The sequence below is a fragment of the Burkholderia sp. FW306-1C-G01B genome (assembly GCF_058781685.1).
Genome location: NZ_JBYSWZ010000005.1, coordinates 62,917 through 76,578, shown reverse-complemented (window position 1 = coordinate 76,578; position 13,662 = coordinate 62,917). Strand labels below are relative to the sequence as shown.

Below are 13,662 nucleotides of genomic sequence, written 5' to 3'. Positions count from 1 at the left end.
GTCACCAGTCCTCCCGTTTCGAGACCCGTGGCTTGCCCGGCGCTGCTGTCGCCGGCCGCTTGCGCGCGGCGCCGGTCGTGGTTTTGGTTTGAGCTTTTGCTGCCGTTGCGCCGCGCGCCGGGTCCGGCATGCGCTTTTTCGCGGCCGGCTTGGGAGCCGCCGGCCGTGCATCGGTACTGGCTGGTCCCGCCGATTCGTCCTGCGCGCCCAGGTCGAGCGTCATACGAACGCCAAGCGTGTTCAGCACCTTGAAAAGCCGTTCGATGCTCACCGCCGACGGATTGGCTTCGAGCTGCGCATAGGATTGCTGCGTGACGCCCAGGCGGGCGGCCAATTGCGCCTGCGTGAGCCCCGCGGATTTCCGGAAACCGACGAGTATCGGGCGCAACTGGGTCAGGGTCTGGACAGGAAAGGCCATCGGGCGCTCCGCAGGATGACAGGCGATCGTTTGTAATCTGAAAATACAGTCTATGGCATGTATTGTAAAAATACAAACCTGAGGCTGTATTTCGTTAAAACAAACGATAGCCTGTTACGCGAAAACCGGACCAACCCTCCTGCCGGCACCGCGACCCCGCAGCCGGCCGTATCGATTCGATCGTCGGCGGGCTGGTTGGCAACCCAGGCTCGGCCCATTCATCGCCAACCCGGCGCGCAATGGAGACAAGGAGGGGCCGGCGCGCGCTTCGATTCCACACGCCCACACCGATCTTCGGCCATCTCGACATTATAGAAATAATGTCAAATAAATAGACTGCGAGAATTGGATATCTAACGGTTTACGTTATATTATTTACGAAAATCCCGACGAAACCACACCATGTCCGATCTCGCCGCCGACGAACCCCGCCTGACCGCCGAAATCGAGCGCCTCAAGGCCGACTTCCCGAAAACCCGCGAGCTATACCGCGAGGTCTGCGCGCTGCTGTTCTTCCGCTTCGGCATCACGCCTACCGCGAACCGCCTGTACCAGCTCGTCCGCAAGGGCAGCATGAGCACGCCGACGGCTGTCCTCGGCGAGTTCTGGGCCGAGCTGCGGGAAAAGAGTCGCGCGCGGATCGAACATCCCGACCTGCCGGCCGATCTGCAGGCGGCAGCCGGCGAACTGGTCGCGGCGTTGTGGAATCGTTCGAGCACCGACGCGGCCGCCGCGCTCGACGCACTGCGCGCGGACGTCGAAGCCGAACGAACGGCGGCGCAAGCGGAAGTCGCTACGCTGCAGGCCGAGCTGGCCCGCACCGAAACCGCGCTCGAACAACGCACGGCCGCGCTGCTGGCCGCGCAGGTGCGCATCCAGGAACTGGAGCAGGCGAGGGCGGCCGACGACGCATCGAGGCGCGCGATGCAAGCGGAGATCGAACGCCTGAAAGCCGACAACGCGGAAGGCGACCGCGCACTTGCGCAGGCGCGTGCGGATTTCACGACTCAACTTGACCGGCTGCGCGACGACGCAGGCCGGGCCGAGGAACGCTTGCGCGCATCGGAGAAGCGGGCGCTTCAGGAGATCGATCGCGAACGGCTCGCCGCCGCACGGCTGCAAAAGGAACTCGACGCGACGGCATCGCGCGCCGAGCAGCGCGATGCGCAGCAGCGGAAGGATGTCGCCGCGCTGCAGGCGCAACTCGGCGATGCACTGCATCGATGCGGGGTGCTTCAGGGGCAGCTCGACGGCGCGCAGGCGACCGATGCGGCGCGCGTCAAGGAACTCGATGCGTTGAGGCGGGAGATGACGGTGCTCGCGCGCCGGGCACCGGTGCGCGGCACGAAGACGGCTCCAGCCGCACAGCGAAGCGAGCGGCGGGCGCGCACGAGGAAGCGCGCCGACGAAGCGGCGCGCTGACGGCGGTCGATTGTCCGGTCGCGATCGGGTAAAGTGCCGCTCAACATGCCGGCCCGGCGTTACTAGACGACCGGTCTAATCGTTGCTACCATACGCCATCATGAATGCATCTTCAGGCGCGGAAGTCCGCCAGCACATCCTGAACATCGCGAAGCCGATCATGCTCCACAAGGGGTTCTCGGCGGTCGGTCTGAACGAGATTCTCGCTGCAGCGGGCATCCCGAAGGGCTCGTTCTACCATTACTTCGGCTCGAAAGAAGCATTCGGCGAAGCGCTGCTCGAAGCGTATTTCGAAGGTTATCTCGCGCATCTCGACAACCTGCTCAAGCATCAGGCCGGCACGGGCGCCGAACGCCTGATGACGTACTGGGGCAACTGGCTGCACACGCAATGCGCGGACGATCCGGAGGGCAAGTGCCTCGCGGTGAAGCTCGGCGCGGAAGTGTCGGACCTGTCGGAAGCGATGCGCGCGGTGCTGCGGCGTGGCACGAGCCAGATCATCGAACGGCTCGCGGGCGGCATCGAGGCAGGGCTCGCCGATGGCTCGCTGCGTGCGGTCGACGATCCGCCGCACACGGCCGCGATCCTTTACGAGCTGTGGCTTGGCGCAACGCTGCTGGAAAAGATTCACCGCAACCGCAAACCGCTCGAAAGGGCGATGATCGAAACGCGGCGCATGCTGAACCTGCCGCCGGCCGCGCATGACGGAGCGCAGTCGTAACCCGGGCGCGCATCGGCGCGCCTTGTTTTTGCCCCGATTCTAGACGACTGGTCTACTTATCCGCGCATGACGAATACCTCGCTCCGCGTTACGCTGTCCCGATTGTTCCAACCGCACGCGTGCAATCACGCCGGCCTGACCGCCGACGCTGCCACGCGTGCGTGCCTTCTGTCGGTCCATCCCTGATCCGATCGTGCCCACGAAGCACGTTTATTCCTGTTGACGGAGACACTCTTATGCCGCAAAGCAAAACCGCAAACCGCCAGATCATCCTGACGTCGCGCCCGGTCGGCGCGCCGACGCCGGGCAACTTCCGCACCGAATCCGGCGACGTGCCGACGCCCGGCGCCGGCCAGGTGCTGCTGCGAACGGTCTGGTTGTCGCTCGACCCGTACATGCGCGGCCGGATGAGCGACGCGCCGTCCTATGCCGCGCCGGTAGAACTCGGCGACGTGATGGTCGGCGGCACAGTCAGCCGCGTCGTGTCGTCGAACCTGCCCGCGTTTCGCGAAGGCGATCTCGTCGTTGCCGGCGCCGGCTGGCAGGACTATGCGCTGTCCGACGGCCGCGACCTGATTCCGCTCGGCCGCGACTTCGCGCATCCGTCCTACGCGCTCGGCGTGCTCGGCATGCCGGGCTTCACCGCGTACACCGGGCTGCTGAAGATCGGCGAACCGAAGGCCGGCGAAACCGTGGTCGTCGCGGCAGCCAGCGGCGCGGTCGGCTCGGTCGTCGGCCAGATCGCGAAGCTGAAGGGCTGCCGCGTGATCGGCGTCGCGGGCGGCGCCGACAAGTGCGCGTACGTGACCGACACGCTCGGCTTCGATGCGTGCGTCGACCATCACGATCCGGCGTTTGCCGCGAAGCTGAAGGACGCCTGTCCGAACGGCATCGACGTCTATTTCGAGAACGTCGGCGGGGCCGTGTTCGACGCGGTCTGGCCGCTGCTCAACGATCACGCGCGCGTGCCGGTGTGCGGAATCATTGCGCATTACAACGACGCGGCATACGACGACACCGCGGTGTCGACCGGCCGTGATCGCGTGCCGGCGCTGATGGGTACGATCCTGCGCAAGCGCATCCGCGTGCAGGGTTTCATCATCCTCGATCACTATGCGACCGGCTATGCGCCGTTCCTGAAGGAGATGAGCGAATGGGTCGCGCAGGGCAAGGTGAAGACGCGGGAAGATGTCGTCCCCGACCTCGCCGACGCACCGGAAGCGCTGATCGGCCTGCTGGCCGGCAAGAATTTCGGCAAGGTCGTCGTGCGCGTGGGCCCGGAAGAACTGGCCTGATGCTGCGGCACGGCAACACAAACACACCGAGGTCGCACGCTGGCGTCACGCGACGCCGGCTTGTGGCATGCTCGATTCCGTTTCGAAAGGAGTGACAAGATGGCGCTTCACGTGATTGCTTCGCTGTTCGTGAAACCCGAACACGCTCAGGCTGCCGAGGCCGAACTGCGCAGCCTGGTCGTCAAGACGCGCACCGAACCGGGCAACCGGCGCTACGACCTGTTCCGCGAGCAAGACGGCTCGCCGAACCTGCACCTGTACGAAATCTACGACGACCAGGCCGCATTCGACGCGCACCTCGCCAGCCCGTATTTCGGCGAATTCCTCACGAAGTCGGCCGACTGGTTCACGGCACCGCCGGTCATCAAGGTGCTGTCGGGCATCGACGTGGCCGAGTAACGACGCAGGACCACCGCCGCGGCTCGTTCCTCCCGGGCCGCGCGGCATCCGTTGCGTACCCGCGACGGCGATGACGACGACGACCCCGCGCGGCGCGCCATGCGCGCCGCTTCCCCAATACAACGGCCCCGGAGGCTGAATGGTCACCCTCAACATCAACGGCGAAACCCGCACGGTCAACGCCCCCGACGACATGCCCTTGCTCTGGGTGCTGCGCGACGTCGTGGGCCTCACCGGCACGAAGTTCGGCTGCGGGATCGCGCAATGCGGCGCGTGCACCGTGCATCTCGACGGCGTCGCCGCGCGCTCCTGCGTGCTGCCGGTCGCGGCCGTCGCGGGCCGCAGGATCACGACGATCGAAGCCGTCGGCGCGACGCCGGCCGGCCACAAGGTCCAGCAGGCATGGCGCGAGCTCGACGTCGTCCAGTGCGGCTACTGCCAGTCGGGGCAGGTGATGGCGGCCACCGCGCTGATCGCAGCGAACCCGAACCCGAGCGACGCCGACATCGACGCGGCGATGGCCGGCAACATCTGCCGCTGCGGCACGTACAACCGGATTCGCGCGGCGGTCAAGCAGGCCGCGAAGGGGGTTTGACATGTCGCGAGGACTGATCGAAGCAGGCAAGGCCGCCGCACAAGCGGCAAGCGCCGGCGTGTCGCGCCGCGGGTTTCTCAAACTCGGCATGTCGCTCGGCGCGGCGGCGGGCGGCGGCTTGCTGCTCGGCTTCAGCCTGCCGGCGGCGGGCGACGACACGCGCCGTTCGGTGATCGGCGGCGACGGCGATGAAACCGCGCGTGCGGGCGTGTTCGCGCCGAACGCGTTCGTGCAGATCGACCGCGGCGGCAAGGTCACGCTGGTGATGCCGAAGGTCGAGATGGGGCAGGGCGTCTATACGGCGCTGCCGATGCTGATCGCCGAGGAACTCGAAGTGCCGCTGTCGAGCGTGACGCTCGATCATGCGCCGCCGAACGAGAAGCTGTTCCTCGATCCGCTGCTCGGCGGCCAGCTCACGGGCGGCTCGACGTCGGTGCGCTACGCATGGGAACCGCTGCGCCGCGCGGGCGCAACGGCGCGCACGCTGCTGGTCGCGGCGGCCGCAAAGCAATGGAATGTCGATCCGGCATCGTGCCGCGCCGCGAACGGCGAAGTGCAGCATCCGCCGAGCAGCCGGCGCGCATCGTACGGCCAGTTGGCCGACGCCGCGGCGAAGCTGCCGGTGCCGAAGGATGTCGTGCTGAAGAAGCCCGAGGATTTCAAGCTGATCGGCACGCCCGCGAAGCGGCTCGATTCGCCGGAGAAGGTCGACGGCACCGCGCAGTTCGGGCTCGACGTGCGCCTGCCGGGCATGCTGTACGCGGTAATCGTGAACAGCCCGGTGTTCGGCGGCACGGTTGCAAGCGTCGACGACACGGCCGCGAAGAAAATTCCGGGCGTACGCCAGGTCGTGCGCGCGGACAACGCGGTCGCGGTGGTCGGCGATCACACGTGGGCCGCGAAGCGCGGCGCGTCGGCGCTCGTCGTGAAGTGGAACGAAGGCGCGGACGCAAAGGTGTCGACGAAGGACATCGTCGCCGATCTCGCGCAGGCCGCCGCGAACGGCAAGGGCGCGGTCGCGCGCAAGGACGGCGACGTCGGCAAGGCGTTCGCGAACGCGAAGACGCGCGTCGATGCCGTCTACGAGCAGCCGTTCCTTGCGCACGCAACGATGGAGCCCGTGAACTGCACGGTGCACGTGCGCGGCGACGGCTGCGAGATCTGGGTCGGCACGCAGGTGCCGACGCGCGCGGTCGACACCGTGCAGCGGCTCACGAGCTTTCCGCCGGAGAAGATCGTCGTGCACAACCACCTGCTCGGCGGCGGTTTCGGCCGGCGGCTCGAAACGGACATGATCGGCCAGGCGGTGAAGATCGCCAAACAGGTCGGCGCGCCCGTGAAGGTCATCTGGACGCGCGAGGAGGACATCCAGCACGACATGTACCGGCCGTACTACTACGACCGGATCTCGGCCGGCCTCGACGCGAACGGCAAGCCGGTCGCGTGGCAGCACCGGATCGTCGGCTCGTCGATCCTCGCGCGCTTCGCGCCGCCCGCGTTCAAGAACGGCGTCGATCCCGACGCGGTGGAGGTCGCAACCGACCTGCCGTACGACCTGCCGAACCAGTTGATCGACTACGTGCGGCAGGAGCCGCGCCATGTGCCGACCGCGTTCTGGCGCGGCGTCGGGCCGACGCGCAGCACCTTCGTCGTCGAGAGCTTCATCGACGAGCTGGCCGCGCAGGCCAAGACCGACCCCGTGCAATACCGCCGCTCACTGCTCGGCAAGACGCCGCGCGCGCTCAACGTGCTCGACGTCGCGACGAAGGCAGCCGGCTGGGGGCCGTCGCTGCCGAAGGGGCAAGGGCGCGGCGTGTCGGTGATGCACGCGTTCGGCAGCTTCTTCTCGATCGTCATCGACGTCGCGGTGGACGACGGCGAGGTGCAGGTCAAGCGCGTCGTGTGCGCGGTGGATTGCGGGATGTTCGTCAATCCGAACACGATCGAGGCGCAGGTGCAGGGCGGCATCATCTTCGGGATCACGGGCGCGCTGTACGGCGAGATCACGATCGAGGACGGCCGCGTCGTGCAGAGCAACTTCACCGACTACCGGATGATGCGAATCAACGAGACACCGCCGATCGAAGTCCATCTGGTGAAGAGCGGCGAAGCGCCGGGCGGGATCGGCGAACCGGGCACGGCCGCGACCGCGGCGGCGCTGTCGAACGCGATCTTCGCGGCAACCGGCAAGCGGCTGCGCAAGCTGCCGGTCGGCAACCAGCTGAAGACGGCCTGAGGGGAGACGAACATGCGAAACCTCACCCTGAACTCGCTCGGCGCATCGCTGCTCGCACTGTCCGCGCTGCTGGCCGGCACGGCCGCGCACGCCGCACCGACGGCGCCCGCCGACAGCGCGCTCGTCGCGCGCGGCGCGTATCTCGCGAAAGCCGGCGACTGCGTCGCGTGCCACACCGCGCCGCGCGGCACGCCGTTCGCGGGCGGCCTGAAGATGGTCACGCCGATGGGCGCGATCTACACGACCAACATTACGCCCGATCCGGATACGGGCATCGGCGGGTACACGGAAGCCGAATTCGCGAGCGCGCTGCGCCGGGGCGTCGCGAAGGACGGCCATCGTCTGTATCCGGCGATGCCGTATCCGTCGTACGCGAAGCTGAAGGACGACGACGTGAAGGCGCTGTACGCGTACTTCGTGCACGGCGTCGAACCGGTGAAGCAGGCGAACCGGGCGGCCGACATCCCGTGGCCGCTCAACATGCGCTGGCCGCTCGCATTGTGGAACGCGGTGTTCCTCGACACGACGCCGTATGCCGACAAGCCCGGAAAGGACGCGACGTGGAACCGCGGCGCGTATCTCGTGCAGGGGCTCGGGCACTGCGGGTCGTGCCACACCCCGCGCGGTGTCGGCTTCCAGGAGAAGGCGCTCGACGAAGGCGGCTCGGCGTTCCTGTCGGGGGCGGCGATCGACAACTGGTTCGCGTCGAACCTGACCGGCGAGCACAACACGGGGCTCGGCCGCTGGAACGAGGCCGACGTCGCGCAGTTCCTGAAGACCGGCGCGAACCGGCACGCGACCGCGTTCGGCTCGATGGTGAGCGTGATCAACCACAGCACGCAGGCGCTGAGCGACGACGATCTGGCCTCGATTTCCCGCTACCTGAAATCGCTGCCGGCCGCGGGCGGCACGGGCGCGCCGCCGTACAACTACGATCCGAAGCCGACGCAGGTGGTGCTGGGCCGGCCGGCAGCCGACCCGGGCGCGAAGGTGTATAACGCTTACTGCCTGCATTGCCACGGCGCGGACGGGCGCGGTTACGCGCCGCTGCTCGCGCCGCTCGCCGGCAATCCGAACGTGCTCGAAACCGATGCATCGTCGCTGATCAACGTGACGCTGAACGGCAGCGACACGCTTGTGATCGACGGCGTGCCTTCCGCGTATCCGATGCCGGCGTTCTCGAACCAGTTGAACGACCGGCAGATCGCCGACGTGCTGACGTTCATGCGCGCCGGCTGGAACAACGGCGCGCCGGCCGTGCAGGCGGCGGACGTCGCGAAACTCCGCAAGGCGACGGCGGCCGCGCACTGAGCGCGGCCCCATGCGGAACGAGGCAGGCCGGCGAGCCTGCTGTCTGCACCGCCGGGTGGTTGTCAGCCCCGGCGGCTTTGCTCTTTCTGTCAACCGGCGCGCGGCCGTTCGCGGCAGCGCGCGTTTTATCGACGCAATGTAGGGGTGTCTGGATGGCTAACGTGACTTATACGGATACGCAACTGCTGATCGACGGCGAGTGGGTCGACGCCGCGAGCGGCAAGACGATCGACGTCGTGAACCCGGCGACCGGCAACGCGATCGGCAAGGTGGCCCACGCGGGCATCGCCGACCTCGACCGCGCGCTCGCCGCCGCGCAGCGCGGCTTCGAAACGTGGCGCAAGGTGCCCGCGCACGAACGCGCGGCGACGATGCGCAAGGCGGCCGCGCTGGTGCGCGAGCGCGCCGACACGATCGCGCAGCTGATGACGCAGGAACAGGGCAAGCCGCTCACCGAGGCACGCGTCGAAGTGCTGTCGGCGGCCGACATCATCGAATGGTTCGCGGACGAAGGCCGCCGCGTGTACGGCCGGATCGTGCCGCCGCGCAATCTCGGCGCGCAGCAGACGGTCGTGAAGGAGCCGGTCGGCCCGGTCGCCGCGTTCACGCCGTGGAATTTCCCGGTCAACCAGGTCGTGCGCAAGCTGAGCGCCGCGCTCGCGACCGGCTGCTCGTTCCTCGTGAAGGCGCCGGAGGAAACCCCCGCATCGCCGGCCGCGCTGCTGCGCGCGTTCGTCGACGCAGGCGTGCCGGCCGGCGTGATCGGCCTCGTGTACGGCGATCCGGCCGAAATCTCGTCGTACCTGATCCCGCACCCGGTGATCCGCAAGGTCACGTTCACGGGTTCGACGCCGGTCGGCAAGCAGCTCGCCGCGCTCGCGGGCCAGCACATGAAGCGCGCGACGATGGAACTGGGCGGGCACGCGCCGGTGATCGTCGCCGAGGACGCCGACGTCGCGCTCGCGGTGAAGGCCGCCGGCGGCGCGAAGTTCCGCAACGCGGGGCAGGTCTGCATTTCGCCGACGCGCTTCCTCGTGCACAACAGCATCCGCGACGAATTCACGCGCGCGCTGGTCAAGCATGCCGAAGGGCTGAAGATCGGCAACGGCCTCGAGGAAGGCACGACGCTCGGCGCGCTCGCGAACCCGCGCCGGCTGACCGCGATGGCGTCGGTGGTCGAGAACGCGCGCAAGGTCGGCGCGAGCATCGAGACGGGCGGCGAGCGGATCGGCTCGGCAGGCAACTTCTTCGCACCGACCGTGATCGCGAACGTGCCGCTCGAAGCCGACGTGTTCAACAACGAGCCGTTCGGCCCGGTCGCGGCGATTCGCGGCTTCGACAAGCTCGAGGATGCGATCGCGGAAGCGAACCGTCTGCCGTTCGGGCTGGCCGGCTACGCGTTCACGCGTTCGTTCGCGAACGTGCACCTGCTTACGCAGCGCCTCGAAGTGGGGATGCTGTGGATCAACCAGCCGGCAACGCCGTGGCCGGAAATGCCGTTCGGCGGCGTGAAGGATTCGGGCTACGGGTCGGAAGGCGGGCCGGAAGCGCTCGAGCCGTACCTCGTCACGAAGTCGGTGACGGTGATGGCCGTCTGACGGTCGGTCGTCAGCATGCGCGCCGCCCGTCGCTGGTGCGGCACGCGTGAGCGGCGCAGGTCGGGTATCGTGCCCGGCCTGCGCCGTTTTTTTTGTTTTCCGATCACCATGCCGTGGCGATTCACGATTCACGGCATCGGCGACGACAATGCCGCGTTCAGCCCTGCGTCGCGACCAGCGCCGCGGTCTGGCCCAGCCAGTCGGCCGGATCGCCGCGATGGTAGATGTGCTCCGACGGCTCGATATTGTCGATGAATCGCTGGTAGATCACCGCCCGCCTGGCCGTCGCGATCGGTGCAAGCAGGGCAGCGGCTCGCACCGGGTCGCTGCCGGGCAGCTTCGCCAGCCATTCGCGATTCCAGTGATCCTTGATCGCCGCCGCGTAATCGCGCGGAACCGCGTCGAGAAACGCGGACCGGTCGAGCAACGGGTGGCCGATTCCGCTGTCGCCCCAATCCAGCAGCGTGAGTTCCGATCGCGTGCCGCGAAAATTGCCGGGATGGCAGTCGCCATGAACCAGCGTATTCGGCAATCCGCATGCATCGATCCCGGCGAACCGTGCCGCGAGACCGCTGACGAAATGCCGTAGCGACGCACGTTCGTTGCGCGACAGTCCTTCGCCGGTCCGTTCGACGACGTCGGCAATATCCGCAGCCAGATCCGCGCCGCGCCAGTCGGGTAGCTGCATCGCGTGCAATTCGTCGACGCGGTCGATCCACGAGGCCTGGATATCGACCAGCAGCGTCACCATGCCGAGCAGTTGCGGCAGCGCTGCGTCGAACAGGTCGCTGCCGGGGATCTCCGCGAGCAGGATGCGCCCGCATTCGTCGTGCCCCAGCAGCGTCGGCACGCGCCGGCCGGCCAGCGCCGTGATGACGCGCGCCTCGTGGCCGAGGAACGGCGGCACCACTTTCAGCCAGGCCGATTGCTCTCCGATCGGGATACGCCAGACACTGGACAGATTCCAGGTTCGCACCTGCACGGGTCTGGCGGTAGGCGACAGGCCGCGACCGGCAAGCACGCGCGCCGCCCAGCCGAGATCGGCCGCCGGGCCGCCCGGGCGCGCGTAACTTCGGCGCAGCGAATGGGGCTCGATGTTCCCTGCCCAGGATTCGGCCGGAACCGGTTTCGCAATCTCGGCCAGATAGGTGACTTCGCCGCCGGGCGCGCGGTCGCGCACGGTTTCCAGCAGGCGCAGGATCGTCACGTCGACGCCATGGCGTTCGCGCGCGGCACGCACGACCGACTCGACTTCCTGCCACCACGGGACGGCGACAGGCATCGGCGGCAGGCAGCCGACCACCGCGCCATCCGGCGTCACCAGCACCAGCCGCGCGACGCGCGGCGGCGGTGCCGCCGGATCGAGGGTCCCCGTCATCGTGCTCATTTCGCTCCCGACCGGCGTCGATTGCCGGTGCAGGGCGCAGCGTATCCCAATTCGCGAATGCGCGGCTACGGGGTTATGCGGTTACATGGCTCAATGCCGGCCGCTCCCCCGATAGCTTTCCACTTCCGCGTCGTACGCCGCCAGAAACGCCTTGCCGAACACCGATGCGAAATCGTCCTCGATCGCGAACACCGTATCGCGATGGGTCGCCGCGTAGCGATCCCACATCCGCGCCTTGTACAGCGCGGGCACGCGCTTCTCGTACCAGCGCATCGCATCGTCGCGTTCGCGCAGCCGTTGCGGCGAAAAACGCGTCAGCAGATCCATCAGCGCGGCGCGCATGCCGGCGACCATGCCGATCTGGTGCGCGTGCAAATCCTGGAACGCATCGCTGACCGCGCTCTGCGGCGACATGAAGCCCGGCAGCGGCAGCCCGAACATCTGCCGCAGCACCGCGCCGCCGTCCGGCAGCAGCTTCAGCGGATTGTTCTCGCGATCGAGCAGCATCGTCATGTGCGCCTTCACCTCGCGCTTCAGGATGCTGCGCGACGACAGCAGCTCGACCGTGCCGTTGGCGAACAGCGCCAGCAATTGGCCCGCGATATAGAGCTGTTCGGCCGACCATTGATGCGATTCGGCGGCCGTATCGAGCCCCGCGCCTTCGAAGAACGCGTTCAGCAGTTCGTCGGGTGTCGGCGGCGCCGGTGCACGCGCGGCATGCGGCGCCGGTTCGTCGGCCGGACGCACGTCGGCGCGCGCGGCTGCCGGTTGCACGCGCACGTGCTGCGTCCACTCGGGCGCGTGGTCCGCCTGCGTCGCGGACGACGCCGCGCGATCCGCATTGCCGCGATCGGCCGACGGCGCCGCGCCCGGCGCGCCGATATCGCCGGACGACTGCGCGAACAGGTCGAGCGGATCGGTCGATAGCTGATTCAGGTCGCGCTGCGACGGTGCGGACGGCCCGGCCTGCTGCGCGGCACGGTTCGCCGGCTGCGCTGCATCGGCGCGGGCAGGACCGCCCGGCCTGCTGCCAGCGTCCGCCGCCTTGCCGCGCGGGGCGAGACGATCCTGGAGCAGCCCCCATAGCCGGTTGCCGGTGCCTTTCGTGTCGTCGCGCGAAGGCGAGTGCGGGTGCAGAGGCTGCGCCGATCCGGCGGCCTCCGGCGCGCCGCGCCTGTCGACGTGCACGCCGGTATCGGGCGCCATGTCGATGACCGGCGCGTCGCTGCCGTCGTCGCCATCATCGCGTTCGGCCCTCAGCACGTACGGCCCGATGCGGATGATGTCGCCGGTGTTGAGCGGGCGTTCCTGCGCATAGCCGACCGGCTCGCGATTCACCTCGATCGTCGACACGCTGCTCAGGTTCTTCAGCAGGCACGCGTCGTCGCCCACCTGCAGCAGCGCCTGCAGCCGCGAAATCTGCCGCGTGTCGTCGCGCAGCACCAGATGGTTGTCGCTGGCCCGGCCGATGGTGCCGCCCGGCGGGTGAAACACGACGGCGTCGTAGGAGTCGTTTTCGACCGGTTCGCCGGCATGTTCGATCACGATCAGTTGCATGTCATACGTCGCTCGGTGGATGAAGCGCTCGCGTGGAAACCGGTTCGTTCAGGATGACGACGCATGTCTGCGACGCGCGAACTCGAACGCGGGCCCCCAGACCGGATGCCCCTTCTCGGCGGCGGACAGGTCGAAGCGCGGGTTGAGGTCGAGAATCTTCGAGAACTCGGCGCGGCACTGCATGACGCGGTTCGTCACGCAATAGCTGAATGCGAGGAGCTTGTGCGCGGCAACCTGCGTGTCGGTGTCGGCGCCGTCGATCTCCTTCGCGCGGCTCAGCAGCGCGATCGTGCGCCCGTAGTCGCCGGCGGCGTACGCGGCGCGCGCGCTGTCGACCGTCGCATGCGCGGCCGACCGGGTCGGGGACGTGCTGCACCCGCCGACCCCCAGCAACAAGGCGCCGAGGAAAATAACGAGCAATGAACGGCCTTTCATTTTTTGAAATGAAAATTCGGCGTAATTGGAAGGTGGCGCACAAGCGCTGTTGGATTCTAGTGCCAATCATCGGCATCGATGCCGCTGTTACGTTTTGTTTCAACTGGACGATCCGATTCCATTTTAATCTGAAAATAGACTACGAATTTCATCACTTGTTAATCTGGGAAAACGACCTATAGTTCGCTGTGTTTTTCGGATTCGTCAGTTGTTTTGTCAGCGCTCGGCAATGCACAAAAAACCGGACCGTCCGTTCGGGCGGCACGAACAGCCTGGCACACCATCAGC

Annotated in this window: 12 protein-coding genes; 8 read left to right on the top strand and 4 right to left on the bottom strand. The window is 67.5% G+C overall.

Going from position 1 to position 13,662, the window contains the following annotated elements:
• Nucleotide 1 precedes the first annotated feature (1 nt).
• Nucleotides 2-418, bottom strand: a complete 417-nt coding sequence (locus AC3WLY_RS11960; RefSeq protein WP_072436796.1) for a helix-turn-helix domain-containing protein — start codon at nucleotides 416-418, stop codon at nucleotides 2-4.
• Nucleotides 419-820: 402 nt separating this feature from the next.
• Here AC3WLY_RS11960 and AC3WLY_RS11955 point away from each other — a divergent pair, with 402 nt between their 5' ends.
• The 8 genes from AC3WLY_RS11955 to AC3WLY_RS11920 all read left to right on the top strand — a co-directional run bounded on the left by AC3WLY_RS11955 (nucleotide 821) and on the right by AC3WLY_RS11920 (nucleotide 9,995).
• Nucleotides 821-1,840 (top strand): DNA-binding protein, encoded by a 1,020-nt coding sequence (locus tag AC3WLY_RS11955; protein WP_492308344.1) that lies wholly within the window; start codon nucleotides 821-823, stop codon nucleotides 1,838-1,840.
• Between the two features lie 100 nt (nucleotides 1,841-1,940).
• On the top strand, nucleotides 1,941-2,561 hold the full coding sequence (locus AC3WLY_RS11950; RefSeq protein WP_175959120.1) for a TetR/AcrR family transcriptional regulator: 621 nt from the start codon (nucleotides 1,941-1,943) through the stop codon (nucleotides 2,559-2,561).
• 236 nt (nucleotides 2,562-2,797) lie between these two features.
• Nucleotides 2,798-3,856 carry an NADPH-dependent curcumin/dihydrocurcumin reductase gene (gene curA, locus AC3WLY_RS11945; RefSeq protein WP_492308345.1) on the top strand — a complete coding sequence of 353 codons (1,059 nt, stop codon included), beginning with the start codon at nucleotides 2,798-2,800 and terminating at the stop codon, nucleotides 3,854-3,856.
• A gap of 99 nt (nucleotides 3,857-3,955) precedes the next feature.
• Nucleotides 3,956-4,255 carry a putative quinol monooxygenase gene (locus AC3WLY_RS11940; protein WP_492308346.1) on the top strand — a complete coding sequence of 100 codons (300 nt, stop codon included), beginning with the start codon at nucleotides 3,956-3,958 and terminating at the stop codon, nucleotides 4,253-4,255.
• Nucleotides 4,256-4,394: 139 nt separating this feature from the next.
• A complete protein-coding gene (locus AC3WLY_RS11935; RefSeq protein ID WP_310140040.1) occupies nucleotides 4,395-4,850 on the top strand; it encodes a 2Fe-2S iron-sulfur cluster-binding protein in 456 nt (151 codons plus the stop codon).
• Between the two features lies 1 nt (nucleotide 4,851).
• Nucleotides 4,852-7,086: a xanthine dehydrogenase family protein molybdopterin-binding subunit gene (locus tag AC3WLY_RS11930; protein ID WP_492308347.1), complete on the top strand. Its 2,235-nt coding sequence runs from the start codon at nucleotides 4,852-4,854 to the stop codon at nucleotides 7,084-7,086.
• 12 nt (nucleotides 7,087-7,098) lie between these two features.
• Nucleotides 7,099-8,397: a c-type cytochrome gene (locus tag AC3WLY_RS11925; protein WP_492308348.1), complete on the top strand. Its 1,299-nt coding sequence runs from the start codon at nucleotides 7,099-7,101 to the stop codon at nucleotides 8,395-8,397.
• Between the two features lie 152 nt (nucleotides 8,398-8,549).
• The gene (locus tag AC3WLY_RS11920; RefSeq protein ID WP_204422912.1) at nucleotides 8,550-9,995 is read left to right on the top strand and encodes an NAD-dependent succinate-semialdehyde dehydrogenase; all 1,446 of its coding nucleotides are present in this window, start codon (nucleotides 8,550-8,552) and stop codon (nucleotides 9,993-9,995) included.
• Nucleotides 9,996-10,152: 157 nt separating this feature from the next.
• On the opposite strand, the gene AC3WLY_RS11915 is transcribed toward AC3WLY_RS11920, so the two are convergent.
• The 3 genes from AC3WLY_RS11915 to AC3WLY_RS11905 form a co-directional block, all read right to left on the bottom strand.
• A complete protein-coding gene (locus tag AC3WLY_RS11915; protein WP_492332673.1) occupies nucleotides 10,153-11,382 on the bottom strand; it encodes a phosphotransferase in 1,230 nt (409 codons plus the stop codon).
• A 90-nt stretch (nucleotides 11,383-11,472) separates the two neighbouring features.
• Complete coding sequence (tagH, locus tag AC3WLY_RS11910) at nucleotides 11,473-12,939, bottom strand: type VI secretion system-associated FHA domain protein TagH (RefSeq protein WP_492308349.1); 1,467 nt, start codon at nucleotides 12,937-12,939, stop codon at nucleotides 11,473-11,475.
• A gap of 48 nt (nucleotides 12,940-12,987) precedes the next feature.
• Entirely contained in the window at nucleotides 12,988-13,374 is a 387-nt protein-coding gene (locus tag AC3WLY_RS11905) for a TssQ family T6SS-associated lipoprotein (protein ID WP_175959215.1), read from the bottom strand.
• Nucleotides 13,375-13,662 lie beyond the last annotated feature (288 nt).

Bases quoted from the DNA above. Each gene is read 5' to 3' on its own strand.
- tagH (WP_492308349.1), bottom strand. From the start codon at position 12,939: ATGCAACTGATCGTGATCGAACATGCCGGCGAACCGGTCGAAAACGAC.
- AC3WLY_RS11960 (WP_072436796.1), bottom strand. From the start codon at position 418: ATGGCCTTTCCTGTCCAGACCCTGACCCAGTTGCGCCCGATACTCGTC.
- AC3WLY_RS11930 (WP_492308347.1), top strand. From the start codon at position 4,852: ATGTCGCGAGGACTGATCGAAGCAGGCAAGGCCGCCGCACAAGCGGCA.
- curA (WP_492308345.1), top strand. From the start codon at position 2,798: ATGCCGCAAAGCAAAACCGCAAACCGCCAGATCATCCTGACGTCGCGC.
- AC3WLY_RS11955 (WP_492308344.1), top strand. From the start codon at position 821: ATGTCCGATCTCGCCGCCGACGAACCCCGCCTGACCGCCGAAATCGAG.
- AC3WLY_RS11915 (WP_492332673.1), bottom strand. From the start codon at position 11,382: ATGAGCACGATGACGGGGACCCTCGATCCGGCGGCACCGCCGCCGCGC.
- AC3WLY_RS11940 (WP_492308346.1), top strand. From the start codon at position 3,956: ATGGCGCTTCACGTGATTGCTTCGCTGTTCGTGAAACCCGAACACGCT.
- AC3WLY_RS11905 (WP_175959215.1), bottom strand. From the start codon at position 13,374: ATGAAAGGCCGTTCATTGCTCGTTATTTTCCTCGGCGCCTTGTTGCTG.
- AC3WLY_RS11950 (WP_175959120.1), top strand. From the start codon at position 1,941: ATGAATGCATCTTCAGGCGCGGAAGTCCGCCAGCACATCCTGAACATC.
- AC3WLY_RS11935 (WP_310140040.1), top strand. From the start codon at position 4,395: ATGGTCACCCTCAACATCAACGGCGAAACCCGCACGGTCAACGCCCCC.
- AC3WLY_RS11925 (WP_492308348.1), top strand. From the start codon at position 7,099: ATGCGAAACCTCACCCTGAACTCGCTCGGCGCATCGCTGCTCGCACTG.
- AC3WLY_RS11920 (WP_204422912.1), top strand. From the start codon at position 8,550: ATGGCTAACGTGACTTATACGGATACGCAACTGCTGATCGACGGCGAG.